The organism is Streptomyces sp. NPDC017056 (assembly GCF_044332485.1).
Taxonomy (GTDB): Bacteria; Actinomycetota; Actinomycetes; order Streptomycetales; family Streptomycetaceae; genus Streptomyces.
This window is the reverse complement of sequence record NZ_JBIRPD010000020.1, coordinates 23,737-48,142: the sequence shown is the minus strand read 5'-3', so window position 1 is coordinate 48,142 and position 24,406 is coordinate 23,737. Positions and strand designations below refer to the sequence as shown.

General features: G+C 73.1%; 17 protein-coding genes and 1 tRNA gene. 9 read left to right on the top strand and 9 right to left on the bottom strand.

Annotated elements, in window-relative coordinates; genetic code table 11:
- Positions 1–129: 129 nt before the first annotated feature.
- A complete protein-coding gene (locus ACH4OW_RS30475) occupies positions 130–2,343 on the bottom strand; it encodes an N-6 DNA methylase (RefSeq protein WP_398031018.1) in 2,214 nt (737 codons plus the stop codon).
- 227 nt (positions 2,344–2,570) lie between these two features.
- On the opposite strand from ACH4OW_RS30475, the gene ACH4OW_RS30470 reads away from it, so the two are divergent.
- Entirely contained in the window at positions 2,571–3,359 is a 789-nt protein-coding gene (locus tag ACH4OW_RS30470; RefSeq protein ID WP_360127132.1) for a DUF4190 domain-containing protein, read from the top strand.
- Between the two features lie 112 nt (positions 3,360–3,471).
- Here the strand turns inward: ACH4OW_RS30470 and ACH4OW_RS30465 are convergent, their stop codons facing one another.
- Positions 3,472–4,248, bottom strand: coding sequence for an HNH endonuclease family protein (locus tag ACH4OW_RS30465; protein WP_398031017.1), 777 nt, complete (start codon positions 4,246–4,248; stop codon positions 3,472–3,474).
- Between the two features lie 88 nt (positions 4,249–4,336).
- Between ACH4OW_RS30465 and ACH4OW_RS30460 the strand changes: the two genes are divergently transcribed.
- Together ACH4OW_RS30460 and cpt are read left to right on the top strand one after the other, a co-directional pair.
- Positions 4,337–5,794: a DUF2079 domain-containing protein gene (locus tag ACH4OW_RS30460; RefSeq protein ID WP_398031016.1), complete on the top strand. Its 1,458-nt coding sequence runs from the start codon at positions 4,337–4,339 to the stop codon at positions 5,792–5,794.
- Positions 5,795–5,811: 17 nt separating this feature from the next.
- Positions 5,812–6,381 (top strand): chloramphenicol phosphotransferase CPT, encoded by a 570-nt coding sequence (gene cpt / locus ACH4OW_RS30455; RefSeq protein ID WP_360127137.1) that lies wholly within the window; start codon positions 5,812–5,814, stop codon positions 6,379–6,381.
- Positions 6,382–6,454: 73 nt separating this feature from the next.
- On the opposite strand, the gene ACH4OW_RS30450 is transcribed toward cpt, so the two are convergent.
- Both ACH4OW_RS30450 and mfd read right to left on the bottom strand, forming a co-directional pair.
- Positions 6,455–6,970: a hypothetical protein gene (locus ACH4OW_RS30450; protein ID WP_360127140.1), complete on the bottom strand. Its 516-nt coding sequence runs from the start codon at positions 6,968–6,970 to the stop codon at positions 6,455–6,457.
- 204 nt (positions 6,971–7,174) lie between these two features.
- Positions 7,175–10,714: a transcription-repair coupling factor gene (mfd, locus tag ACH4OW_RS30445; protein ID WP_398031014.1), complete on the bottom strand. Its 3,540-nt coding sequence runs from the start codon at positions 10,712–10,714 to the stop codon at positions 7,175–7,177.
- A 205-nt stretch (positions 10,715–10,919) separates the two neighbouring features.
- Between mfd and ACH4OW_RS30440 the strand changes: the two genes are divergently transcribed.
- Entirely contained in the window at positions 10,920–12,527 is a 1,608-nt protein-coding gene (locus ACH4OW_RS30440; protein WP_398031012.1) for an MFS transporter, read from the top strand.
- Between the two features lie 41 nt (positions 12,528–12,568).
- Here ACH4OW_RS30440 and ACH4OW_RS30435 read toward each other — a convergent pair whose 3' ends face one another.
- From ACH4OW_RS30435 to ACH4OW_RS30420, 4 genes are all read right to left on the bottom strand, one after another.
- Positions 12,569–13,768, bottom strand: a complete 1,200-nt coding sequence (locus ACH4OW_RS30435; protein WP_398031011.1) for a cellulose-binding protein — start codon at positions 13,766–13,768, stop codon at positions 12,569–12,571.
- A gap of 108 nt (positions 13,769–13,876) precedes the next feature.
- Positions 13,877–14,818, bottom strand: coding sequence for an LCP family protein (locus ACH4OW_RS30430; RefSeq protein WP_398031105.1), 942 nt, complete (start codon positions 14,816–14,818; stop codon positions 13,877–13,879).
- Between the two features lie 273 nt (positions 14,819–15,091).
- Positions 15,092–17,635, bottom strand: a complete 2,544-nt coding sequence (locus ACH4OW_RS30425) for an SUKH-4 family immunity protein (protein ID WP_398031009.1) — start codon at positions 17,633–17,635, stop codon at positions 15,092–15,094.
- Between the two features lie 6 nt (positions 17,636–17,641).
- Positions 17,642–18,649, bottom strand: coding sequence for an SMI1/KNR4 family protein (locus ACH4OW_RS30420; RefSeq protein ID WP_398031008.1), 1,008 nt, complete (start codon positions 18,647–18,649; stop codon positions 17,642–17,644).
- Between the two features lie 320 nt (positions 18,650–18,969).
- Between ACH4OW_RS30420 and ACH4OW_RS30415 the strand changes: the two genes are divergently transcribed.
- Together ACH4OW_RS30415 and ACH4OW_RS30410 are read left to right on the top strand one after the other, a co-directional pair.
- The gene (locus ACH4OW_RS30415) at positions 18,970–19,482 is read left to right on the top strand and encodes a YwqJ-related putative deaminase (protein WP_360127158.1); all 513 of its coding nucleotides are present in this window, start codon (positions 18,970–18,972) and stop codon (positions 19,480–19,482) included.
- A gap of 8 nt (positions 19,483–19,490) precedes the next feature.
- Positions 19,491–20,054, top strand: a complete 564-nt coding sequence (locus ACH4OW_RS30410) for an SUKH-3 domain-containing protein (protein WP_398031006.1) — start codon at positions 19,491–19,493, stop codon at positions 20,052–20,054.
- Positions 20,055–20,196: 142 nt separating this feature from the next.
- Here the strand turns inward: ACH4OW_RS30410 and ACH4OW_RS30405 are convergent, their stop codons facing one another.
- Entirely contained in the window at positions 20,197–21,678 is a 1,482-nt protein-coding gene (locus ACH4OW_RS30405; protein ID WP_398031004.1) for a sensor histidine kinase, read from the bottom strand.
- 156 nt (positions 21,679–21,834) lie between these two features.
- Between ACH4OW_RS30405 and ACH4OW_RS30400 the strand changes: the two genes are divergently transcribed.
- From ACH4OW_RS30400 to glmU, 3 genes are all read left to right on the top strand, one after another.
- Positions 21,835–22,680, top strand: a complete 846-nt coding sequence (locus ACH4OW_RS30400) for a hypothetical protein (protein WP_398031002.1) — start codon at positions 21,835–21,837, stop codon at positions 22,678–22,680.
- 29 nt (positions 22,681–22,709) lie between these two features.
- Positions 22,710–22,781, top strand: a tRNA-Gln gene (locus ACH4OW_RS30395).
- 112 nt (positions 22,782–22,893) lie between these two features.
- Positions 22,894–24,351: a bifunctional UDP-N-acetylglucosamine diphosphorylase/glucosamine-1-phosphate N-acetyltransferase GlmU gene (gene glmU, locus ACH4OW_RS30390; RefSeq protein ID WP_398031001.1), complete on the top strand. Its 1,458-nt coding sequence runs from the start codon at positions 22,894–22,896 to the stop codon at positions 24,349–24,351.
- The last annotated feature ends 55 nt before the right edge of the window (positions 24,352–24,406 follow it).

Sequence of the window (24,406 nt, the reverse complement as noted above, 5' to 3'; positions counted from 1 at the left end):
GCTCCTGACGGATCAAGGCCCGGCGGCGGCGCGGTGCGAGGCGGTGCGGCGCGCTGCCGGGGACATGCTGCGGGTTCGTGCGATCGAGCGTATATACGACACCGCTGATGCCGCCGAGGTTGTAGGAAATCAGCCGGGTGTTACCGAACCGTCCGTCAGCCCGTCGTGGAGGCCCTGCACGAGCTGCTCGCCCAGGCGGGACGCGAGGCGCAGCGTCTCCTCGAAGGCGGCCAGCTCGCGGAAGCGGCGGCCGTAGCGGCGTTGCTCGGCCAGGGGCAGCCGCGGCAGCTGGAGACGGCGCACGTCCAGGCGGGTCGCGGTGGAGGCGTAGCTGCTGGCCTGCCGGTTGTTGGCGGTGCCGCGCAGGAACCCGGCGAGGAACCACGCGTCGAGCGCGGCCGGATCGGGGCGCAGGAGGAAGAGGTTGCGGCCGAGGGCCGCCCCGGCGGTGGCCTCGTCGACGACGCGGGCCACGGCACCGCCCCCCAGTACGGGCACGACGACGTCACCGGCCGCGACGAGCACCGGCTCCTCGGCCGGTCCAGCGGCGGGCCCTTCGGGGAGCGTACCGCTGGGCGCCGTGCCCCCGACGACGTCGTGTTCGGTGAGGACGGCGGGCGCGGCGCCCGGGGCCGCGGTGCCGGGACCGCCGGCGCGCAGCACGAGGGCCCCGGCGCGGGCGAGCTCCCCGACGGTGGTCAGCGGCCAGCGCGCGGGCGCGGCCGGCCGGGCGCCCGCAGGCCCGGACTCCGGCCCGGCGGCCGGCTCCGGGGTCAGCTCGGCGGTGCGGGCCAGGGTGGTGGCCAGCCGGTCGCGTACCCGGCCCAGTTCGGCGAGGCCGCCGGCGGCCGATGGGGGCGGCAGGTGCCGGGCCGGGGCCAGGTCCACGTCGTCGTCGAGGAGGTCGATGGCGGCCAGCGACCGCCGTACGCCGGGCCGCTCCTCGACGCCGCCGTCCCGGTCGAAGGCGCGCCACGCCTCCAGGGCGGTGTCCCGTACGGCCTGCCAGTCCGGCTTGTCCCGGCCGGGGGCGCCCGCGGCGAGGCCCGCGGTGTCGACGACGAGGAGGTGCGGCGAGGGCGGCGAGGCGGCGCCCGGCTTGCGCAGCACCCACAGGTGCAGCGGGATGCCGTGCGGCGGGGCGGCGCCGGCGGGCAGCGCGATGACGGCGCGCAGGGCGCCGCGGCGCAGCAGGTCGGCGCGGATGCGGCGGCCGGAGCGGCGGGAGGCGGCGGCGGGCGGCATCAGCAGGACGGCGGTGCCGTCCTCGCGCAGCCGGGCCAGGGCGTGCTGCACCCAGGCCAGTTCGGATTCCGTACGGGCCGGGAAGCCGTACTCCCAGCGGGGGTCGTAGGCCAGTTCGTCGTGGCCCCAGTTGCGTTCGTTGAACGGCGGGTGGACGAGGGCCGCGTCGGCGGCCAGCTGCGGAAAGACGTCGCTCCTGAGGGTGTCGGCGGCGTGCACGCGCACCTGCGCGCCGGGCGCGCGCAGCGCCAGGCGCAGCGCGGTGAGCGCGGTCAGGTCCGGGTCGGCCTCCTGCCCGTACAGCTCCCGGGCGCCGTCGGCCGCGTCCAGGAGGCTGCCGGTGCCGCAGGCCGGGTCGAGGACGGTGCGCGCCTCGCCCGCCAGCGCGGCCATCAGGCCGGCGGGTCCCGGCGGGGTGAGCGTGTACTGCCGGGGGTTGGCGTCCAGGTGGCGGCCGAGCAGGAACTCGTACGCGGCGGCCGCGCCGTTCTCCCCGGCCGTGCCGTCCTCCTCGGCGGCGCCGTCCTCCTCGGCGGCGAGTTCGGCGGCGGCCCGCAGGAGGGCGGCGGACGGCAGGAGCGCTTCGCGGGTCAGGCCGGTCACGGGGTGGTGGCGGCCGAGGTGAGCGGTGAGAACGGATTCGAGGGCGGGGGGCAGCATGCCGGCCAGCTCGATGTCGTTGGCGGCGTGCTGCAACTGCCGCCAGGCGGCCGGCCGGTCGCGGACGAACAGCAGGACGGCGCCGGCCTGCCGCAGCGCGGTGGCGGCGCCCGCCGGGTGCCCGACGAGCTGCTGCCAGACGCGCTCGCGCGGCGGCACCTCGGCGAGCTTGCCCTGGGCGCGCAGCCAGTGCTCGACGTCGGCGAGGGCGAAGGTCGGGCTGGTCTCCGTGCCGCCGACGGGCTTGGGGAAAGCGGCGTGGCGGCGGCGCCAGTTGCTGACGGCGGCGCGGCCCACCCCGGCCAGCCGGGCAATGCCGGCGGCGGTCACCTCGGTCGCGTGGCCGGGCGCCGGCCCGTCCCCCGCTGCTGATGCGTTCTCCGGCACCTGGCTGGCTCCCGTCCGTTCGCTCCCCTGACCTGCTGTGTCGCCGAGCATACCCAGGAACGCGACAGAGCCGCCTTCACGGCGTGAATGGCATGAGAACTGTGAACCGTGTTGACTCGATTCACAGCAAGTGCTCTTATTGACCCACCGCACTACACCCGCACCACACCCGCACTACACGGCACGGCTGACACCTCGGCTTCACCGATCCACCGCTGCACGCCGATTCACCGATTCACCGATCCACCGACCGAGCGCCCGGAAGGGGCCGTATCTCCATGTCGCACCAGACGCACCACCAGCACGCGCCGCAGCCCCCGACGGGCCTGCCGCCGCACCAGGCCGCACGCAACGGCCTGGGAGTCGCCGCTCTCGTCCTCGGCCTCGTCGGCGCGCTCAGCGGACTGCTCCCGCTGCTGTTCTGGCTGGCCGGCATCCTCGGCCTGCTGGCCCTGGTCTTCGGCCTGGTGGGGCTCGGCCGGGTCAAGCGCCGCCAGGCCGCCAACAAGGGCGTGGCCGTCACCGGCACGGTCCTCGGCGCCGTCGCGCTGGTCCTGTCGGTGGTCGGCCTGGTGATCACCGTGACCGCGGTCAACGACGTGGTGAAGGAGGTCAACAAGTCCGTCGAGGACGCGAAGGCGAAGCCGAAGGACGGCTCCGGCAAGGGCGGCCCGGCGAAGAACTACAAGGGCGGCGACACCGCCGTGTACGGCACCGGCCTGAACGTGACCGTCTCCAAGCCGAGCCCCTACACCCCCGACGAGACCGCCGCCGGCCACACGAAGGGCAACAAGTCCTACAAGGTCACCGTGCGGGTCGAGAACAAGGGCGGCAAGGACTTCGCCGGCGACCTGCTCATGGTGGACGCGCGGGCCGGCAAGGACGGCAGGACCGCCGAGCGGATCTACGACGACAAGGTCGGCTCCGGTTTCAACGGCACGCTGCCCGCCGGGAAGACCGCCACCGCCGACTTCGCCTTCGACGTGCCGGCGGGCGCCAAGGACCTCGACGTCGAGGTCAGCCCCGGCTTCGACCACGACTCCGTTCACTGGCAGCTCGGCCTCTGACCGGCCGGCACCGCCCGCACCCCCACACCCCCGCCCCCCCGAACGCACAGGCCGCCGGCCCGGCACCCGCACCACGCGGCTCCGGGCCGGCGGCCTGCCGTACTTCCTGCCGCTACTTCGCCGCGAACCGCTCCGGCGCCTCCGTCGGACCGCCGCCCGCCGGCAGCTTCAACGTGGGGCACCCGTTCAGCACCTCGGTCATCGCGTCCTTCTCCGCCTGCGTCACCCACAGCCCGTACTTCTTCTTCACGGCCACCTGGTGCGCCACGTAGTCACAGCGGTACGCCTTGTTGGGCGGCAGCCACGTCGCCGCGTCGCCGTCCCCCTTCTGCCGGTTGGCGGACGCGTCGGCGGCGACCAGGTTCAGCGGGTCGTTCGCGAGCGCGACCCGCTTGCGGCCCGGCCACTGCTGCGCCCCCTTCTGCCACGCGTCCGACAGCGCCACGAGGTGGTCTATGTCCACCTTGCTGCGCCCGCGTTCGTACTGGACCGCCTGGCCGGTGTACGGGTCCTTCGCCAGCGTCCCCGAGGCGACCTTGCAGTGCCCGTCGGTGAACCGCACCCCGGTCAGGTCCCGCTTGAGGATGTCGTCGCGCGTGCCGCAGTGGTTGCCGTCCGTGTCGGCCCAGGCGGTGCCGAAGCGGTCGCGGGCGTAACCCGTCTTGGGGGCACGGCCCTTGACGGCCAGCGTCCCGACGGCGTGCAGCGCGGTGCCGCCGGCGGCGGGAACGGGCGGCGCCGTGCGGCCGTCTCCACCGGTACCACCGCCCTTGCCGCCGTCCGGCGTGCAGCCGGTGAGGGCGAGCAGCGCGGCCAGTCCGGCAGCGGCGGCGGCGCCACCGGGCAGGTTCCGTACGCGGGGCGACGGTGCGGTCCGTATCCGGAGCAAGAGGACATCCCATCTCGAATCAGGCGACAAATACCGGCCGGTTCGACGGCCTCGGATATCTTTTCGGAAGGCGAGAGCGAGGGCGCACATGGACACGGCCGCAACGACCGCGGCAAGCGGCAAGGCGCCGTACGGGCCCGCCGCCGGCACCGGGCCGGCGCCCGCCCGGCTCCGCACCCGGACCACCACCCTGCTCGGCCCCCGCCTCGTCCCCTACTGGACCGCGGCGGCCCTCTTCGCCGTCTTCGCCGCGGTCTCCGCCCTGCGGTTCCGCGCGATGGCCACGTCCTCCTGGGACCTCGGGATATTCGAGCAGGCCGTACGGGCCTACGCGCACCTGCGGGCACCCGTCGCCGACCTCAAGGGCCCCGGCACCAACCTCCTCGGCGACCACTTCAGCCCCGTCCTGGCCCTGCTCGCCCCGCTCTACCGGATCTTCCCCGGCGCCCTGACCCTCCTGCTCGCGCAGGCATTCCTCTTCGCGCTGTCCGCCGTGCCGGTGACCCGCGCCGCCACCCGCCTCCTCGGGCGCGGCCGCGGCCTGGCCGTCGGCGTGGCGTACGGCCTGTCCTGGGGGCTCCAGAAGGCCGTCGACTTCGACTTCCACGAGATCGCGTTCGCCGTGCCGCTGATCGCCTTCGCGCTCGAAGCGGTGCTGCGCGGGCGCTGGACCGCGGCGGTGTGCTGGGCGGCGCCGCTCGTCCTGGTCAAGGAGGACCTGGGGGTGACGGCCGCCGCCGTCGGCGTGCTGGTCCTGATCCGCGCGCGGCGCGCCGTGCCGCTCGCCGTCGGGCTGGTCGCCTTCGGCCTCGCCGCCACCGCCGTCACCCTGGGCGTGATCGTCCCCGGCTTCAACGGCTCCGGTTCGTACGACTACTGGAACAAGCTCAGCGGCGAGGGCGGCCCGGCCCCCCGCATCCCGCTGGACACCGCCGTACGCACCCTGCTGTGGCTCCTGCTGCCCACCTCCGGGCTCCTCGCGCTGCGCTCCCCGCTCCTGCTGGCCGCGCTGCCCACCCTCGGCTGGCGCTTCGTCTCCCACGAGCCGCACTACTGGGGCATCGACTGGCACTACAACGCCGTCCTGATGCCGGTGGTCTTCCTGGCCCTGGCCGACGCCCTGCCGCGGGCCCTGGTCTCCGTACGCCCCTGGGTCCGTGCGTACGCGCACCACCTGCCCGCCGCCGTACTGGCCGCCGCGCTGGCCCTCACCACCACACTGCCCCTCGCCCGCCTCACCGAGGCCGCCACCTACCGCAAGCCGCCGTCCGCGACGGCGGCGGAACACCTGCTGGAACGTATCCCCGACGGCGCCACCGTCGAAGCCGACATACGACCCATCTCCCGGCTCACCGACCGCACCCGGGTCTTCTGGACAGGGAACACCCAGGGCATCGACCCCGACTACATCGCCGTGGAACTGCACGAAGGACGCACACCCGAAGAAGCCCTGGCCGACGCCCGCAAGCGCCACCCACGGGCCGTCTACGGCATCGTCGGCGCCGCCGGCGACGTGGTCGTAATCGAGCGGACCGGACGGCTCTGACTGCGTACGGTGGCCCGATGACCACCGCTCCCCCGCACCCCCGCACCGACGTCGTCGTCCTGAACGGCGGCTCCAGCTCCGGCACTTCGACTCTGATCAGGCAGCTCCAGGAGATACTGCCCCGGCCCTGGCTGACGTTCGGCGTCGACTCCTTCATCGAAGCGCTGCCGCCGTCCCTCGTCACCCCGGAGGCGTCCGCGACCGCACCCGGCCTCGGCCTCGCCCCGGACGGCAGCATCACCGTCGGGCCGGTCTTCCGCGCCCTCCAGGACGACTGGCGCCAGGGCGTCGCCGCCGTCGCCCGCGCGGGCACCGGCGTCCTCCTCGACGAGGTCTTCCTCGGCGGCGGCGCCTCCCAAGAGCCGTGGCGCCGCGCGCTGGAGGGCCTGTCGGTCCTGTGGGTCGGCGTGCGCTGCGCCCCGGCGACGGCCGCCGCCCGCGAGGCCGCGCGGGGCGACCGGGTGACCGGCATGGCCGAGTCGCAGGCCGAACTGGTCCACCGGGGCGTCCGCTACGACATGGAGGTCGACACCACCGGCACCGACACCCTCACCTGCGCCCGCCGGATCGCCGCCCGCATCGTCTGAGGCGGCACGGGCGGCGGGCGGCCCGCAGGGCTGCTCCCGGCGCTGCGGCTACCGCTACTGCCAGTGCGGACGTCTACTGCCAGTGCGGGCGTCCGCTCTGCATCTCGCAGGAGAGCGTCGCGCCGTGCGCGTCCTTCGTGGTCAGGCCGAGGTGGGCCTTCTTGCAGAACTGGCCGCGGCGGTAGTGGTTGCCGGACGGCGCGAGGATCACTCCGTCCGACGCGTCGCTCCCCGAATCGCCGGAACCGGAACCCGAGCCGGAACCCGAGCCGCCGGAGCCTTCGGAGTCCGAGCCGCCCGAGCCTGAACCCGTACCGGAACCCGCGCCCGCGCCTCCGACGGTCCCGTCCGCCGCGGGCGTCGGCGCGGGCGGCTCACTGGCCTCGGGCGTGGCCGTCGGGGTGGGGGTGGGGGTGGCGCTCTCCGACGGGGAGGCGGACGGCGAAGGCGAGGCGGTGGCGGAGACCTTCGCGGTCGGTGTCGCCGCGCCGCCCTTGCCGTCGGCCTCCGGCGAACAGCCGGAGAGGGCGACCAGCGCCGCGGTCATCAGGGCGGCGGCGGACAGGGCGGCACGGCGGCGTCGTATCACGGCGGGAACGTCCAGTTCGGTGGAAGGGCTGCCGCGCGGGGCTCACGCGGCAGCCAGACCATAGACCGATATCTCCCACCGGTCACCGCCAAGATGCCTGAATCGGGCAGAAGGCGGCACAAACGGCGCCACGCCAGGTCCCACGAGCCAGGACCGCGTTCCTACGAGCCAGGACCGCGTTCCCACGAACCCAGGACAGCGTTCCTACGAGCCCAGGATCGACGTCAGGAACTCGCCCACCCACGCCAGCAGTTCCCGCCCGACCAGCGGCTTGCCGCCGATCTTGCCCGTGGCCGGGCGCGGCACCAGGGCCTGCCGGGTGGCGGGCTTGAGGACCGTACGCGGATACAGGCGCTTGAGGCGCAGCTCCTGCGACTCGCGCAGCTCGACCGGGCCGAAGCGCACGTTGGAGCCCTGGAGGGTGATGTCCGTGACGCCGCAGGAGCGGGCGAGCATCCGCAGCCCGGCGACGAGCAGCAGGTTCTCGACCGGCTCCGGCAGCTTGCCGTAGCGGTCGGTCAGCTCCTCGCGGACCGCCGCGATGTCCTCCTCCGAGGACGCGGCGGCGATCGCCCGGTACGCCTGGAGGCGCAGCCGCTCTCCGGGCGCGTAGTCGTGGGGGACGTGCGCGTCCACCGGCAGCTCGATCTTGACCTCCAGCGGCGGCTCCTCCTCCACGCCGCCCTCCAGGGACGCCCGGTAGTCGGCGACGGCCTCGCCCACCATCCGCACGTACAGGTCGAAGCCGACGCCCGCGATGTGCCCGGACTGCTCGCCGCCCAGGAGGTTGCCCGCGCCGCGGATCTCCAGGTCCTTCATCGCGACGTACATGCCCGCGCCCATCTCGGTGTGCTGCGCGATCGTCGCCAGGCGCTCGTGCGCGGTCTCGGTGAGCGGCTTCTCCGGCGGGTAGAGGAAGTACGCGTAACCGCGCTCGCGGCCGCGGCCGACGCGGCCGCGCAGCTGGTGCAGCTGGGACAGGCCGAAGTTGTCGCCGCGCTCGACGATGAGGGTGTTGGCGTTGGAGATGTCGATGCCCGACTCGACGATCGTCGTGGAGACCAGCACGTCGAACTTCTTCTCCCAGAAGTCCACGACGACCTGCTCCAGCTGCGATTCGCCCATCTGCCCGTGCGCGGTCTGGATGCGGGCCTCCGGCACGATCTCCCGCAGCCGCGCGGCGGCCCGGTCGATGGACTCGACGCGGTTGTGGATGTAGAAGACCTGGCCCTCGCGCAGCAGTTCCCGCCGGATGGCGGCGCCGATCTGCTTCTGCTCGTAGGGGCCGACGAACGTCAGGACCGGGTGCCGCTCCTCCGGCGGGGTGGTGATCGTCGACATCTCGCGGATGCCGGTCACCGCCATTTCGAGCGTACGGGGGATGGGCGTGGCGGACATCGTCAGGACGTCCACGTTGGCGCGCAGCTTCTTGAGCTGCTCCTTGTGCTCGACGCCGAAGCGCTGCTCCTCGTCGACGATGACCAGGCCCAGGTCCTTGAACTTGGTCTCGGAGGAGAACAGGCGGTGGGTGCCGATGACGAGGTCGACCGAGCCGTCCTTGAGCCCTTCGAGGACGGCCTTGGCCTCGGTGTCCGTCTGGAAGCGGCTGAGCGCCTTGACGACGACGGGGAACTGGCCGTACCGCTCGGTGAACGTGCCGAAGTGCTGCTGCACGAGCAGCGTCGTGGGCACCAGCACCGCGACCTGCTTGCCGTCCTGGATGGCCTTGAACGCCGCCCGCACCGCGATCTCGGTCTTGCCGTAGCCGACGTCGCCGCAGATCAGCCGGTCCATCGGGACGGACTTCTGCATGTCCTCCTTGACCTCGGCGATCGTCGTGAGCTGGTCGGGCGTCTCCGCGTACGGGAACGCGTCCTCCAGCTCGCGCTGCCAGGGGGTGTCCGGGCCGAAGGTGTGCCCGGGCGCCGCCATCCGCGCCGAATACAGCTTGATCAGGTCGGCGGCGATCTCCTTGACGGCCTTCTTGGCGCGCGCCTTGGTCTTGGTCCAGTCGGCGCCGCCGAGGCGGTGCAGCGTCGGCGCCTCGCCGCCCACGTACTTGGTGACCTGCTCCAGCTGGTCGGTGGGGATGTACAGGCGGTCGCCGGGCTGGCCGCGCTTGGCGGGCGCGTACTCCACGAGCAGGTACTCGCGGGTGGCGCCCTGGACCGTGCGCTGCACCATCTCGATGTAGCGGCCGACGCCGTGCTGTTCGTGGACGATGAAGTCGCCCGCCTGGAGGGTGAGCGGGTCGATGGTCTTGCGGCGGCGGGCCGGCATCCGGCCCAGCTCCTTGCTGGCCGCCTTCTGGCCCGTGAGGTCCGTCTCGGTCAGCACCGCCAGTTTCAGGCCCGGGTCGACGAAGCCGTTGTCGAGACACCCGCAGGAGACGTGCACGACCGACGGCGACAGCTCGCCCAGCTCCGGGTCCAGGCGGGCCGCGATGCCCTCGTCGCCCAGCACCTCGACCGTACGGGCGGCGGGGCCGTGCCCCTCGGTGACGTACACCGACCGCCAGCCCTCGGCGACCCACCGCTTGGTGTCGCCCAGCGCCCGCTGGGTGTCGCCGCGGTACGTCTCCGGGGCGTGCATCCCCAGCTTGAGGGTGTCCTCGTCCAGCTCCTCGTCGGCGGCGAACGGGCTGACCGTCCACCACATCATGCCCAGCTCACGCGCCCGGTCCCGGACATCGGCGATGCCCCAGAGGGAAGCGGCACCGACATCGATGGGGGCTTTACCGCCTCCCGCACTCGCCGCCCACGACGCCTGGAGGAACTCCTGCGAGGTGGCCACCAGGTCGGCGGCGCGCGTCCGTACCCGCTCCGGGTCGCACAACACCGTCATGCTGCCCTCCGGCAGCACGTCCAGCAGCAGTTCCATGTCGTCCACCAGCACCGGGGCCAGGGACTCCATACCCTCGACGGCGATCCCCTCGGCGATCTTGCCCAGCAGCTCGCCCAGCTCCGGATGCTGCTCCGCGAGGTCCGCGGCCCGCGCCCGCACCTGCGCGGTCAGCAGCAGCTCACGGCACGGCGGCGCCCACAGCCCGTGCTCGGCCACCTCCAGGGACCGCTGGTCGGCGACCTTGAAGTAGCGGATCTCCTCGACGTCGTCGCCCCAGAACTCGACCCGCAGGGGGTGTTCCTCGGTCGGCGGGAAGACGTCCAGGATGCCGCCGCGCACCGCGAACTCGCCGCGCTTCTCGACCAGTTCGACGCGGGCGTAGGCGGCGGCCGCCAGCCCGTCCACGATCTCTTCCAGGTCAGCCGTCTGCCCGGACCGCAGGCTCACGGGCTCCAGCTCGCCCAGCCCCTTGACCTGCGGCTGGAGCACGGACCGCACGGGCGCGACGACCACCGAGACCGGGCCGGCGGCCGGGTCGTCCGCGCTGGGGTGGGCCAGGCGCCGCAGCACGGCCAGACGCCGGCCGACGGTGTCCGAGCGCGGCGAGAGCCGTTCGTGCGGCAGCGTCTCCCAGGACGGGTACTCCACCACCGCGTTCTCCTCGCCCGCCGGCATCAGCGAGCGCAGCGCGGCGGCCAGGTCCTCGGCCTCCCGGCCGGTGGCGGTCACGGCCAGGACCGTACGGCCGGCCCGCCGCGCGAGGGCGGCGATCGAGAAGGGGCGGGCGGCCGGCGGACCCACCAGGTCCACCCGGGGACGGTTGCCGTCGGCCGCTGCCCGCACCGCTTCGGCGAGCGCCGGATCCTGTGCGACGGCGTCGAGCAGACCAGTCAGGCTCATGAGATAAGGCTTTCCGTCCCGGTGAGGCGAACAACGCGAGCAGCCCGGCACGTGCGACGGGCCGGGTTTCCACAAGAGTACGACCCCCTGCTGACACCCGCGTTCCACTCGCCCCACCGGCCCGTCGCCGCCGGGCGTCCGCCCCGTTCCGGTCACCGCGCCCGCGTGGAATGGTGTCCCATACATGGATAGCCGAGGGGGGCACGTGAACCGCAGCAGCGAGGAACGGGACCGCGTCAAGAGGCCGGACGGGGGACGGGGCGGCGGCCCGACGGCCACGGCGGGCGCACCCGCCGGGCGCGGCCGCGTCGTGGCCGCCCTGATGCTCTGCATGGCGCTCGCCGCCCTCGACTCCACCATCATCGCCACCGCCGTCCCCCAGATCGTCGGCGACCTCGGCGGCTTCGCCGTCTTCTCCTGGCTCTTCTCCGGCTACCTGCTCGCCGTCACCGTCACCCTGCCCGTCTACGGCAAACTCTCCGACACCTTCGGCCGCAAGCCCGTCCTCGTCGCCGGCGTGCTCCTCTTCCTCGCCGGCTCGCTGCTGTGCGCGGCCGCCTGGGACATGGGCTCCCTCATCGCCTTCCGCATCCTGCAAGGACTCGGCGGCGGCGCCCTCCAGGGCACCGTCCAGACCGTCGCCGCCGACCTCTACCCGATGAAGGAACGCCCCAAGATCCAGGCCAAGCTGTCCACCGTCTGGGCGACCTCCTCCGTCGCCGGACCCGCCCTCGGCGGCCTGCTCGCCGGGTACGCCGACTGGCGCTGGATCTTCCTGGTCAACCTGCCGGTGGGCGCCCTCGCCCTCTGGCTCGTCGGACGGCACCTCCGCGAATCGCTGCCCGCCCGCGACCGCACCCGGCGCCCCCGCGTCGACTGGCCCGGCGCCCTCGCCGTCTTCGCCTGCGGCGGCCTGCTGCTCACCGCCCTCGTCCAGGGCGGCACCGCCTGGCCCTGGCTCTCCGCGCCGTCCCTGCTGCTCTTCGCGGGCAGCGCCGCGTGCGGCGTCGCCACCGTCCTCGTCGAACGCCGCGCCGCCGAACCGATCATCCCGGGCTGGGTCTGGCGCCGCCGTACGATCTCCGCCGTCAACCTCGCGCTCGGCGCCGTCGGCCTGCTCATGGTCGCACCGACCGTCTTCCTGCCCACCTACGCCCAGGCGGTCCTGGGCCTGGGCCCGGTCGCGGCCGGCTTCGTACTGTCCACCATGACCCTGAGCTGGCCGGTGTCCGCCGCCCTGAGCAGCCATGTCTACAACCGCGTCGGCATCCGCGCCTGCGCCATGACCGGCATCGGCGCCGCCACGCTGGTACTGCTCGCCTTCCCGCTGCTGCCCTACCCCGGCGCCGCCTGGCAGCCCGCCCTGATCATGCTGGCGCTCGGCGCCGCCCTCGGCCTCTTCCAGCTGCCCCTGATCATCGGCGTGCAGTCCTCCGTCGGCTTCGCGGAACGCGGCACCGCGACCGCCTCCGTCCTCTTCTGCCGCCAGGTCGGCCAGTGCGTCGGCGCCGCCCTGTTCGGCGCCGTCGCCAACACCACCCTCAACGGCCGGCTGGCCGCCGCCCCCGCCGACATCCGGACGGGCCTGCCCGGCGACCTGGACTCCGTCTCGCACGCCCTGGGCAGCGCCGGCGCCCTCACCGACCGCGCCGCCGACTACCTGCGGCGCGCCGTGGACGCCACCGTCGACCACGTCTACCTCGGCGCGGCGGTCGCCGCGGGCCTCGCCTTCCTGATCCTGCTGGTGCTCGCGCCGCGCCGCTTCCCTGTGTACGGGGAGCCCGAGGACGCCGAGGGGGCGCCCCGGGGCTGAGGGCCCCGGGGCCGCCGGGCCGGCGTCTGCCGCCCGCCCTGCTACTGCCGGCCGGGCGGGCGCGGCAGCTCCGTCTCCAGCGTGTCCTCGTTGTCGGGGTCGACCGGGGCCCGCGTGTCGGCGTCACCGGCGTCACCAGTGGCACCGGCCCCACCGGCCCCGGCCTCCTCCGCTTCACCGGCCACCTCGGCGACGCCAGCGCCACCGGCCACTCCAGCATCACCGGCCACCTCAGCGTCGCCGGCTTCACCGGCCTTCTCCAGCAGCACCGTGCCGCCCTCGACGCTCGTCGTGGCGCCCGCCTCCACGGCCGCCCCGTCCCCCTCACCGGCAGCCGCGCCGTCCCCCGCCGGCTCGTCCTCGTCCGGGGCCTTCCCCGTCAGGGCGGCAAGCGTGTTGCGGACGTGCGTCATGTGCTCGCGCACCTTCTCGCGCCGCTCCGTGTGCTCGCGCACCGTCCGCTCGGTGGTCCGCTCGATCCGCTCCACCTCGACCCTGGCCTGCGCGAGCAGGTCCGCCGCGCGCGCCTCGGCGTCCTCGTCGCGGTGCCGCGCCGCCTCCTCGGCCTCCGCGAGGAAACGCTCCGCCTCGGCGACCTTGGCCCGCCCCAGCTCCTCCAGCTCCGCGACCCGCTGCTCCAGGTCGGCCTCCTGCGCCGCGAGGTCGCGCCCGGCCGCCTCCCACTGCTCGGCCTGCTCCTCCTCCTGCTCCCGCAGCAACTGAGTGGTGCGCCGCTCCATCTCGCGCAGCGCGTCCGCCGCCGCGGCCCGCCACTCCCCGGCGTCCTTCGAGGCCGCCGTCACCAGGGCGTCCGCCTCGGCCCACGCCGCGTCCACGGTCCGCCGCGCCCGCTCCTCGGTCTCGTCCCGCAGCTCCTGCGACGCCCGCTCGGCGGCCTCCTGGAGCTGCCGCGCGTACGTCTCGGCCTCCTCGCGCGCCCGCTCGGCCGCCTCCTCGGCGTCCGCCCGCAGCCGCGCCGCCTCGGACTCCGCCGTCGTCAGGATCAGCCGCGCCTGCTCGCCCAGCGACTCGTACGTCTGCGGCGGCAGCTGCCGCACGTACTCGCGCAGCTCGTCCAGTTCCGCCGTCATCTCGTTGGCGAGCACCGTCAGCCGCGCGGCCCGCTCCCAGCAGGAATCGCGGTCGACCGAGAGCCCTTCCACCCGGCGGTCGACGTCCTCGGGACGGTAGCCACGCCCTCGTACGATCTCGAACCCATGAGGCGAAACCGATGCACTCATCCCTCAAGCCCCTCTCCGACGTGCGGCGCGATTTCGCGCACATCTTTTTGGATCCATTCGAAGCGACCGTTACGCGACACTCCGCCCCTCTCAATGCTCCAGGATGCGTCAATTGTTGCCAGAAGTCGGAATCGGGACATCTTCGCGGAGGGCCTGGAACAGCCGCCGCGCTCCCTGCTCGTCCCACTCCACCACATCGCCCACACCGCCCAGATCCACCCCTGGACTGGCCACCGGAACCGTCGTCGCCGACCCCTTCCCGTCCGCGACCTCCTTCATCGACCAGCTCAGCCGCCCCAGGTCCGGCACACCGGCCCCCCGGTCCACGGTCAGCGCCGACAGCGCCGCGTCCGCCGCCGGCACCAGGGTGAACGGATCGAGCAGCACCCCGGCGCCCAGCGCCTTGTCCGCAACCGCGCCGATCAGCTGCCGCTGCCGCCTGACCCTGCCCAGATCGCCCTCCGGATCCGTATAACGCGCCCGTACATACGCCAGTGCCCGCACTCCGTCCATTTCCTGACATCCCGCCCGGAAGTCCGCCCCCGACTTCTCGTCCTTGAGCGCCTTGTCCAAACACATACGCACTCCGCCGAGCGCGTCCACCACCCGAACGAGACCCAGGAAGTCAATCTCGGCATAGTGACCGATCCGCAGCCCCGTCGCCTGCTCCACGGTGCGCGCCAGCAGCTTCGGTCCGCCCTCCGCGAACGCCACGTTCACCTTGTTCCGGCCGTGGCCCGGGATCGCCACGTAACTGTCCCGCGGCAGGCTCACCAGGTAGGGACCGCTGTCCCCGCGGTGCAGCACCATGATCGTGTCGGTGTTCAGCCCCTCCTCGTTGCCGACGTGCAGCTCCTTGCGCTGCTCGGGCGTCAGGCTCTGCCGGCTGTCCGAACCGATGAGCAGCCAGTTCGTGCCCTTGCCAGGCGACGGCCTGCCGGAGTAGCCCGCGAGCGGTTCCGCCCGCCGCACCTGACCGCCCGCCCACACGTACAGCGCCACACCACCCGCCACCACCAGCACCACCACGACGAGCAGCAGCAACGCGATCCGCTTCGGCCACGACATGCGCCGCCGCCCACGCCGACGGCGACGCCCGGCCCGGTACAGCGTCGACGTCCCCTCCTGCGGGGGCGGTGACGAGGACGGCGGCTGATCCATATACGAAGGATCACGGCGGCCCGGCCGTCCCGCAGGTCGAGCGCCGCCGGCAGCGGCACAAGGCCCTCACCCGGTACACGGAAACAGAGCGACGTACCAGGTGACCGGGACACGGAAGCAGGGCGGTACACCGGCCACCCGGCACACCGCCCCGCACACGGACTACAGCAGCCCGTCCCACATCTGTTCGAGCAGCACCGACCACCACGTCTCCGGCGACCCCAGCGCCGGCGGATCCAGCGCCACCAGCTGCGCCTGGAAGTCCACCGTCCAGTGCCCCGCCTGTTCCGGCGTCAGCCCGTACCGCAGCCGCCACATCCGGCCCAGCATCGCCATGCACCGCACGAACTCCGGCAGCCCGCTGTTCACGAACTGCGGCACCGCCGGCTGACCGTTCGGGGCAGCCTCCAACGGCACCGCCACGATGTGCGCCGTCCCGTACTGCACACACAGCTGACGGCCGAAATCGTTGCCCATCACCAGATAGGACCCCGCGTCCGCCGCAGGCCGCACCCCGCGCTCCGCCGCCAGCTCCGCCAGCGTCGGCACCGGACGGCCCGGCTGCGCCTGCGCCCAGAAGAACGGCCCGAAGTCCACCGGCAGCCCGGCCCACACCAGCGTCTGCGCCACCACGTCCGGCACCCCCTGCCGGGACACCGCCCGCTGGTCGAACCGGAAGACGCCCTGCGGCCCGAAGGACTGCTCCAGCTCCTGCCCGAACACCTGCGGCGGCACCGGCGGCACCGGCTGCACCTGCGACGGGTGCGGCAACGGCACCCGCACCGGCGCCGGCCGCGCCGGACCGCCCGCCACCTGGTGCAACTCGCCCTGATGCGCCACGAGATGCCGTACGCCCTGCTGCCGCGAGGCGTGCTCCGTCCCGTACGCCGCGGTGTGGCTGATCCGCACCTGCGGCCAGGTCTCCCGGATCATCCGCGCGCAGTAACCACCCGGCAGGTCACACGACTCCAGCTCCGTGTGCAGCTCCAGCACCTGCTGCGGCGGAATGTTCATGCCGCGCAGCTCGTGCAGCAGCTGCCACTCCGGATGCGGGGTGCCCGGCGCGGAACGCCGCACGATCTTCTGCTCCGAACCGTCCGGCGCGCGATAGCTCAGTACGGCCATGTAGCCGGGCCCCACGGTCGGCCGGCCGGACGGCGCCGGCGGATAGCCGTACGAGCCCCCGGCCCCCTGCGCGGCGGCCGACGGCACACCCGGAGGCGGCATCGCGGGAGCGGCCTGCGGCGGCACGTGCACCGCGGGCGGCGGCACGCCGGGCCCCGGCACGGCCGGACCGCCGGCGCCGTCGGCGAGCATCGTCGCCGCGGCGTGCACCCCGCCGCCACCGCCCGGCGGGGCGGACGGCGGCGCGGACGGCGGCGGAGGCGGGCCCCCCGCGTCACCGGAAGCACCCTCGCGCGACGAACCGTCACGTGTCGCACCATCTCGGGGCGCATCCCCCGTACCGGGCTTGCCGGGCGGACCGGGCGCCTTGGGGGCGCCGGGCGGACCGGGCGGCGCGGGCGGACCGGACGGACCGGATGACGGCGGCACGTTCCCCGCTTGACCAGCCTGGCCCGCCTGTCCCGTTTGACCTACCTGCCCCGCCTGGATCGCCGCGCCGTCGGCCAGCATCGTCGCGGCCGCGTGCACCCCGCCGCCGGGACCGCCCGGGGCGGCGCCGGACGGCGGAGCGGGCGGGTCCTGCGCGTCCCGGCCCGCACCCTGCCCGGACGCGTCGGGGCCGTCCACGGCACTCAGGTCCAGCGCGTCCGCGTCGAGCTGCGAGACAAGCTGCGTCGGAATGTACCCACCGGCCGGCGCGGCGGGCGCCGCCGCGGCCGGGGCAGGCGGCTGCGCCGCGGCACCGGACGGCCCGGAACCACCACCGGAACCCGCGAACGCGGGCGGCGGAGGCACATCGGCCACCGGCGGACCCGACGGCGGCGGCAGCTCGGTCAGGCCCGCCGGACCCGGAGCGGGCGGCGCGGACGGCGGCGCCGGCGGCATCGGCGGCAGCAGCGGCCCGCCCGCCGCCGGATCCTCGATCGCGGGCGCCACCGTCGTACGCGGCAGGATGCTGCCGCCCGCCAGCAGCTCCGTCTTGGCCTCTGGACGCGCGCCCGGCGGCGGCGTGCCCCCGTCGTCGAACCCGCTCAGCGGCGGCGCGAACACCGTCTCGGGCAACCCCACCGAACGGTCCCCGGCCTCCTCGTCCTCCCGGATGTCCGTACCCGCCCACGGCGTGGCATCCGCCGGAACCAGCCCCGGCACCGCGTCCTGCACGGGCTCCGGCACACCGGACCCGGCCTCCGCCGCGCTCCCCTGCCGCCGGTCGGCCAGCCCGATCTGGTCCGCCGCCTCCTGCAACCACTCCGGCGGCGTCAACAGGAACGACGTCGCCTCCAGATCGATGCGCTGCGGCGGCGCCTCCACCGGCGCCGCCTGCGCGCCGTACTCCTCCTCGTACCGCCGGATCACCTCACCCACCGGCAGACCGGGCCACAGCGTCGTCTCCCCGCTGTCCCGCGCGATCACCAACCGCGCCCGCCCGCCCTCCGTCGTCGGGCCACCCTCCCGGTCCTCCGCCCACACCACAAAGCCCAGATCGAACTCCCTGACCCGCACCTCACGCTGAAACGGCCCCGGCACCTCGCCGTTGACCCAGCGCTCCGCACGCTCCTGCGCCTGCGCGAACGTCACCACCGCGCCTCACCCCTCCACCGGAACAGCGCGCGCGAAGCCGCCGTCCACCATCAGACCCGCCACCGTCTCCAGCTCCGGCGGACTCCCCGCCAGCTGTTGCAGGAAATCGTCGAAATCCACGCCACACGGCAACAGCAGCCGCTCCACCCGCTCCTGCACCGACCAGCCGTCCCGGTCCCGGGCATCGTCATACGCGCAGAACCACACCGTGCCCAGCGCGTCCCCCCGCACCTTCACCGCTATGACACCGCCCTGCACGAACCCCACCCCCAGGTAATCCTTGGTCAGGTGGTCCCGCAGACACTTGTTGACGTACACCAGATCGTTCATCGCGGCCTCGTCCCGCACCGTGAAGAACGGCTGGTCCACCAGCAGCCCCAGATCCGCGTGCAGCCCCACACCCGCCGGCGCACACCCGCCCGCCGCCTTCAAAAACGCGCGGTACGCACCCGGCAGCCGGTACCCGAGCGACTCCTCGGCCTGCCGCACCTGCTCCTCCGACACCGACACGTCCCGGTGCGGCAACCCGAAATGCACCGGCCGGGTGTCCTGCAACGGCCGCGTACCACGCTTACCGTGATCCACCGCCGCCGTCGCCAGCCCACCGTGATGCCGCAACAACGCCTTCACCTCGGCCGGCACCAGCTCCATCCGCCGCGTACCCGCCACGTGATGCCACGTCCAGCCGTGCGGCGTCGCCACCGACCGCACGTCCTCCCACAGCTCGTGCCCCCGCGCGTGCGACGCGACATTCGCGGACACATAGTCCGTCAGCCGCAACTCGTCCACGCCGAAACCCTCCGGCGGCTCCGCGATCTCCGCGGCCGCCCGCGCATACGACGAGAAATCCGGAAACCCGTTCCCGTCCACCGGCACCCCACGCGGATACCGGGCAGCACGCACCGGATCCGGGAAATGCACGACCTGCCCGGCATAGGCCGTGTTCGGTGGCGCGGCATGGCCCGCGGCCCGAAGGCCGGGAGATGCCCCCAGCCCTTGCCGACCTGACGTCATGGCGGTGCTCCCTGGCTGAATCTGGCTACTGAGCACAGCCTATGCCGTACCGCAACAGGCTCCCCCGCCCGCGTCAACCCCCCACCCACCGCCCCCGCGCCCAACACCCGCCCCAGCACGACCACTTCACCGCACGCCCCCACCGCACACCCACCCGCCACCCCCCACCGGAACGCCACCGCACCCCGCCACAACCGTGACATCACCGACAGCACACCCGACTTCCCCAACACCCACCACATTTGGCAGGCTGACCCTCCCCCTACCCTTGCGGGGGACCTCCGGCGTCCCGGGGATTCGGGGAGGGAAAAGCACTGACCATGCGCACCACGGCACACCACAACACCGCCACCGCGGGAGACCCCCGCGTCGGCTGGAGCGGCACCGCCGACGACGACCGTCCGCCTGCCCTCCGCCACCGCCGCGACGGCATCCTCCCCACCGTCGGCGCCGCCCTGTCCGTACGCGGCCGCACCCTCACCTGCACCGCCAGCAAAGCCGAACAGCCCCCGGTGCTCCACCACCTCGTCCAGGACTTCCTCGACACCCTCACCACCGCACAACGCGAACGCTTCACCGGACGCTGCCCGGAAGCGGTCCTGCTGAGCCGCCACCTCACCGCCGTCGAAGCCAACCGCGGCAAACGCGCCTCACGCAAACCCCTCACCAACGGCGAAGCCCGCCGCTCACTGAAACACTCCAAAATCACCGCCCGGCACATCCGAGAGGACGGCGACCCCCTGCACGGCAGCTACGCACCCCCCTGTCGCTCCTGCGACGCCCTCCTCGCCTTCTTCGGCGTCATGCCCGTCGGCACGCACGCAGGGAGCTGACCCCCACCATGCCGCCCACCGCACCGTCACCGGAACCCACCGCACCCATCCCCCCGGTGTACGACTCCTACGAACGCACCTCGGCGACCCGCTTCCCCGTCGCCGTCGACGCCGCCCTCCAGGACGCCGGCTGGCGCCCCGGGCGCTGGGACATAAAGCAGGCCGAACACTGGGCCGACGCCCTGCGCGCCCACGCCTCCCCCGCCGGGCACCGCCACATCGTCTTCCCCGCCGCCGTCGAAGCGTGGGCCGAGTTCGGCGGCCTCGACATCGCCCCCACCGGCCCCGGACGCCACATCGCCCCCACCCCCTTCACCCTCGACCCCCTGCACGGCCTCCACCTCGCCCGCACCCTCGGCGACCTCGGCCGCGCCCTGGAAACCGACGTCGCCCCCCTCGGCCAGGAAGCAGGCGGCCAAGCCGTCCTCGCCATCGACGCCGAAGGCCGCGTCTACAGCCTCGACCACACCGGCGACTGGTACCTCGGCGCCGACCTCGACCAGGCCCTGAACACCCTGGTCCTCGGCATCCGCCCGACCCGCCTCGTCCCCACCACACCCCCGGAGAACTGAACCGGCACGCAGCCACGGCGGCACACCGACCCGTACACGCCTACCAGTACGCGCGCACCAGTACGCGCACACCAGTACGCGGCACGGCGCGACCAGCGAAAGGGGACCCACCCAGGCCCCCTCCCGCCCCGAAAAAACCCGCTCAGGCCGCCTGCCGCCCCGGCAGCACCGCAGACACCCGGAAACCGCCCGCCTCCGTCGCCCCCGACACGAACACCCCACCCAACGCCGTCACCCGCTCCCGCATCCCGACCAGCCCATTGCCCCCACTCGGCAACCCCGCGTCCACCGCACCCCGCGCCGACGGACCGTTCTCCACCTGCACCGCCACCTCACCCTCCCGATGCGCCAACCGCACCCGCGCCCGCGCACCCGGCGCGTGCTTGTGCACATTCGTCAGCGCCTCCTGCACCACCCGGTACACCGTCTGCTCCACACCCGGCGGATAACCACCCGCCACCGCCACACCGTCCACCGACAGCTCCACCGCCATCCCGGCCACCCGCGACTGCCCCACCAGATCACCCAGCTCCGCCAGCGAAGGCCCCTCGCCCTCCGGCTCTGCCGTCACCACCGCGGCACCACCCCGCGACTCCCCGCCGGAACCCGCCCCGGCCCCCGCCGCCGCCCGGCCCACCGGCGCGGAACGCGCCCCACCACCGGACACCCCCGCTCCCTTCCCCGCACCCGCATCCGTGTCCGCGACCGCGCCCGTGTCCGCCTTCACCTTCGCCTGCGACGCCATCGCCACCAGACGCTCCGGCTCACCCGACGACCGCCCCGACGCGCCCTCCGCCGTCCGCAGCACCCCCAACATCTCCCGCAACTCCGTCAACGCCTGCCGGCCCATATCCCCCACCAGCCCCGCATTACGCGACGCCTTCTCCGGATCCTTCAACGCCACCGCCTGCAACGCCGCCGCATGCACCACCATCAGACTCACCCGGTGCGCCACCACGTCGTGCATCTCCCGCGCGATCCGCGTCCGCTCCTCGTTACGGGCCCACTCGGCCCGCTCCTCCGCCCGGTCGGCCAGCAGCGACAGCTCCCGCTCCAGCCCGTCGGCCCGCTCCCGCAAGCTCTCCACCAACCGCCGACGGGCACCGACGTACAACCCCCACAACACCGGCGGCGCCGTCAGCACCAGCGCCGCCGCCACGGCCATCGCCAGCACGAACCACGTCGGCGGATTGAAGTCGGGCTCGCTCCCCACGTCCTGCCGGATGGTGAAGAAACTGGAGACCAGCGTCCCGGTCACCGCCATCCCGGACAACAGCCCGATCACCCGCCGCGGCACGTCCGAGACCGCCAGCGAATACAGGCCCACCACACTCAGCACCGCGCCCATCTGCGTCGGCGTCACCGCGATCGCCACCAGCACCACGGCCACCGGCCAGCGGCGCCGCACCAGCAGCACCGGCCCCACGACCAGGCCGAGCAGCAGCCCGACCCACGCCGGCAGCCCCGCGTCCCCCGCGAAGTCCCACCCCTCGAACACGGTCTCCACCGTCGAGACCACGGCCAGCGACACGTCCAGCACAGCACTCCGCCGCCGTGGCCACCACCACGGCCCGGCGGGCGCGTCCCGCGCACTCGTTCCCTCGATTGCCCCCGTTGCGGTCATACCGACCAGCCTACGGGCGCCCCCGAGCGGTTGTCCGTCGAGCGTCCACGCACGCGAGCGCGCCGTTACGGACGGGTACCCACCGCTTTCACGCGAACTATTGAATCGCCCACATTTTCGGCCGTTCAGTACACCGACCGCCCCGACCCTGACGTCATGCACCACACACGACCGGACTTCGAGTCCCTGCGCGATCAGGCCGTCACCCTCCGCCGCGCCGGCTTAAGCCGCCGCCAGATCCGCGACCGCCTCCATGTCCACAACAACGACATCCTCAACCGCCTCCTGGAGGGCGAGCCGCCCCCGGACTGGACCCGCCGCCCGAACGCGAAGGACGACCTACGCGCAAGGGCCAGGGAGCTGCGGGGGCAGGGGATGACGTACGACGCGATCCAGGTCGAACTGGGAGTCTCGAAGAGCTCGATCTCCCTGTGGGTACGGGACATGCCCAGGCCCCCGAGGCGCACCAGCGAACAGGCGTCCGCCATCGCGAAACGCGGCTGGGAAGCGACAATGCGCCGCCGCGAGGAGGAACGGCAGCGGACGAAGCGCGCCGCGGCCGACGAAATGGCGAGCCTGAGCGACCGCGAACTACTGGTGGCCGGGGTATCGCTCTACTGGTCGGAAGGCACCAAGAGCAAGCCACACAATCCTCAGGAACGCGTCACTTTCACGAACAGTGACCCCGACATGATCCGGCTCTTCCTCGCGTGGCTCGCACTGGTCGACGTAGCGCCGGAGCGGCTGCAGTTCCGCGTCCACATCCACGAGAAGGCCGATGTCGGCGGGGCCGAGCGCTACTGGGCGGATCTCGTCGGCGTGGACGTCACCACTCTCGCCAAGACGACGTTGAAGAAACACAACCCGAAGACCGTCCGCAAGAACGTGGGCGAGGGCTATCACGGCTGCCTCGTCGTCCGCGTTCTGCAATCCGCCGATCTGTACCGTCGCATCGAAGGCTGGTGGTACGGCATAGTGTTGGGTGCCAAGCGGCCAGCCTGACGGAATGTCCGGTTTGACCGCTTATACACTCCCCTGTGGTGTAATGGGCAACACAGTCGGTTTTGGTCCGATAATTCCGGGTTCGAGTCCTGGCAGGGGAGCAGAGCGACGTTCGGGTCCCGGCCTCCGGTCGGGACCCGCCCGCGTTTCGGCCGCAAAGCGCACCGGTATCCTTCGGGTGTCCACCACCCGAAGAAGCCGAAGGGCATCCCCGTGAGCGCCAATCGCCCGGCCGCCGTCGTCGTTCTCGCAGCGGGTGAGGGCACCCGCATGAAGTCGACGACCCCCAAGGTTTTGCACGCGATCTGCGGTCGCTCCCTCGTGGGGCATGTCGTCGCCGCCTCCCGCGAGCTGGCCCCCGAGCACCTCGTCGTGGTCGTCGGCCATGCCCGTGAGCAGGTCGGCGCGCATCTCGCCGAGATCGACCAGGACGTGCGGACCGCTGTCCAGTACGAGCAGAACGGCACCGGCCATGCCGTCCGCATGGGCCTGGAGGAGCTGAGCAACGGGGGCGTCACTCTCGACGGCACCGTGATCGTCGTGTGCGGGGACACTCCGCTGCTGACCGGCGAGACCCTCAAGAAGCTCGGTGACACCCACGCGGCGGACGGCAACGCCGTCACCGTGCTGTCGGCCGAGGTCCCGGACTCGACGGGGTACGGCCGGATCGTGCGGGACGAGAACACCGGCGCGGTGACCGAGATCGTCGAGCACAAGGACGCCACGGACGCGCAGCGCGCGATCCGGGAGATCAACTCCGGGGTGTTCGCGTTCGACGCGCAGCTGCTGACGGACGCGCTGGGCAAGGTCCGTACGGACAACAGCCAGGGTGAGGAGTACCTCACGGACGTGCTGGGCATCCTGCGGGAGGCCGGGCACCGGGTCGGCGCCGCGGTGGCGGACGACCACCGGGAGATCCTGGGGATCAACAACCGGGTGCAGCTGGCCGAGGCGCGCCGGCTGCTGAACGAGCGGCTGCTGCACCGGGCGATGCTGGCCGGTGTGACGGTCGTGGACCCGGCGACGACGTGGGTGGACGTGTCGGTGTCGTTCGAGGCGGATGCGACGGTGCACCCGAATACGCAGCTGCTGGGCGGTACGCGCGTCGCGGCGCATGCGGAGGTGGGTCCGGATTCGCGGTTGAAGGACACGGTGGTCGGCGAGGGCGCGACGGTGTCGTTCACGGTCGCGGACGGTGCGAAGGTCGGTCCTGGTGCGAGTGTGGGGCCGTACGCGTATTTGCGTCCGGGTACGGATCTGGGGCCGAAGGCGAAGGCCGGTACGTACGTGGAGATGAAGAACGCGACGATCGGTGAGGGTACGAAGGTGCCGCACCTGTCGTATGTGGGTGACGCGACGATCGGTGAGTTCAGCAACATCGGCGCGGCGAGTGTGTTCGTGAATTACGACGGTGAGGCGAAGCACCACACGACGGTCGGGTCGCACTGCAAGACCGGCTCGGACAATATGTTTGTGGCTCCTGTCACGGTCGGGGACGGTGCGTACACCGCTGCCGGCTCGGTCATCACCAAGGATGTGCCCCCGGGTTCGCTGGCGGTCGCGCGCGGCCAGCAGCGGAATATCGAGGGTTGGGTCGCTCGTAAGCGTCCCGGAAGCGCCGCCGCGCAGGCTGCGTCTGCTGCTGGCCAGGAGTCCGACGGCGAGCAGTGATCGTGCTCGGGTGCGCCGTGCGGGGCGTACCGTGATAAGCGCACGCAAACAGGAT

Bases quoted from the DNA above. Each gene is read 5' to 3' on its own strand.
- mfd (WP_398031014.1), bottom strand. From the start codon at position 10,714: ATGAGCCTGACTGGTCTGCTCGACGCCGTCGCACAGGATCCGGCGCTC.
- ACH4OW_RS30410 (WP_398031006.1), top strand. From the start codon at position 19,491: ATGCCGCCCACCGCACCGTCACCGGAACCCACCGCACCCATCCCCCCG.
- ACH4OW_RS30400 (WP_398031002.1), top strand. From the start codon at position 21,835: ATGCACCACACACGACCGGACTTCGAGTCCCTGCGCGATCAGGCCGTC.
- ACH4OW_RS30475 (WP_398031018.1), bottom strand. From the start codon at position 2,343: ATGCTCGGCGACACAGCAGGTCAGGGGAGCGAACGGACGGGAGCCAGC.
- cpt (WP_360127137.1), top strand. From the start codon at position 5,812: ATGACCACCGCTCCCCCGCACCCCCGCACCGACGTCGTCGTCCTGAAC.
- ACH4OW_RS30420 (WP_398031008.1), bottom strand. From the start codon at position 18,649: ATGACGTCAGGTCGGCAAGGGCTGGGGGCATCTCCCGGCCTTCGGGCC.
- ACH4OW_RS30405 (WP_398031004.1), bottom strand. From the start codon at position 21,678: ATGACCGCAACGGGGGCAATCGAGGGAACGAGTGCGCGGGACGCGCCC.
- ACH4OW_RS30435 (WP_398031011.1), bottom strand. From the start codon at position 13,768: ATGAGTGCATCGGTTTCGCCTCATGGGTTCGAGATCGTACGAGGGCGT.
- ACH4OW_RS30470 (WP_360127132.1), top strand. From the start codon at position 2,571: ATGTCGCACCAGACGCACCACCAGCACGCGCCGCAGCCCCCGACGGGC.
- ACH4OW_RS30460 (WP_398031016.1), top strand. From the start codon at position 4,337: ATGGACACGGCCGCAACGACCGCGGCAAGCGGCAAGGCGCCGTACGGG.
- ACH4OW_RS30415 (WP_360127158.1), top strand. From the start codon at position 18,970: ATGCGCACCACGGCACACCACAACACCGCCACCGCGGGAGACCCCCGC.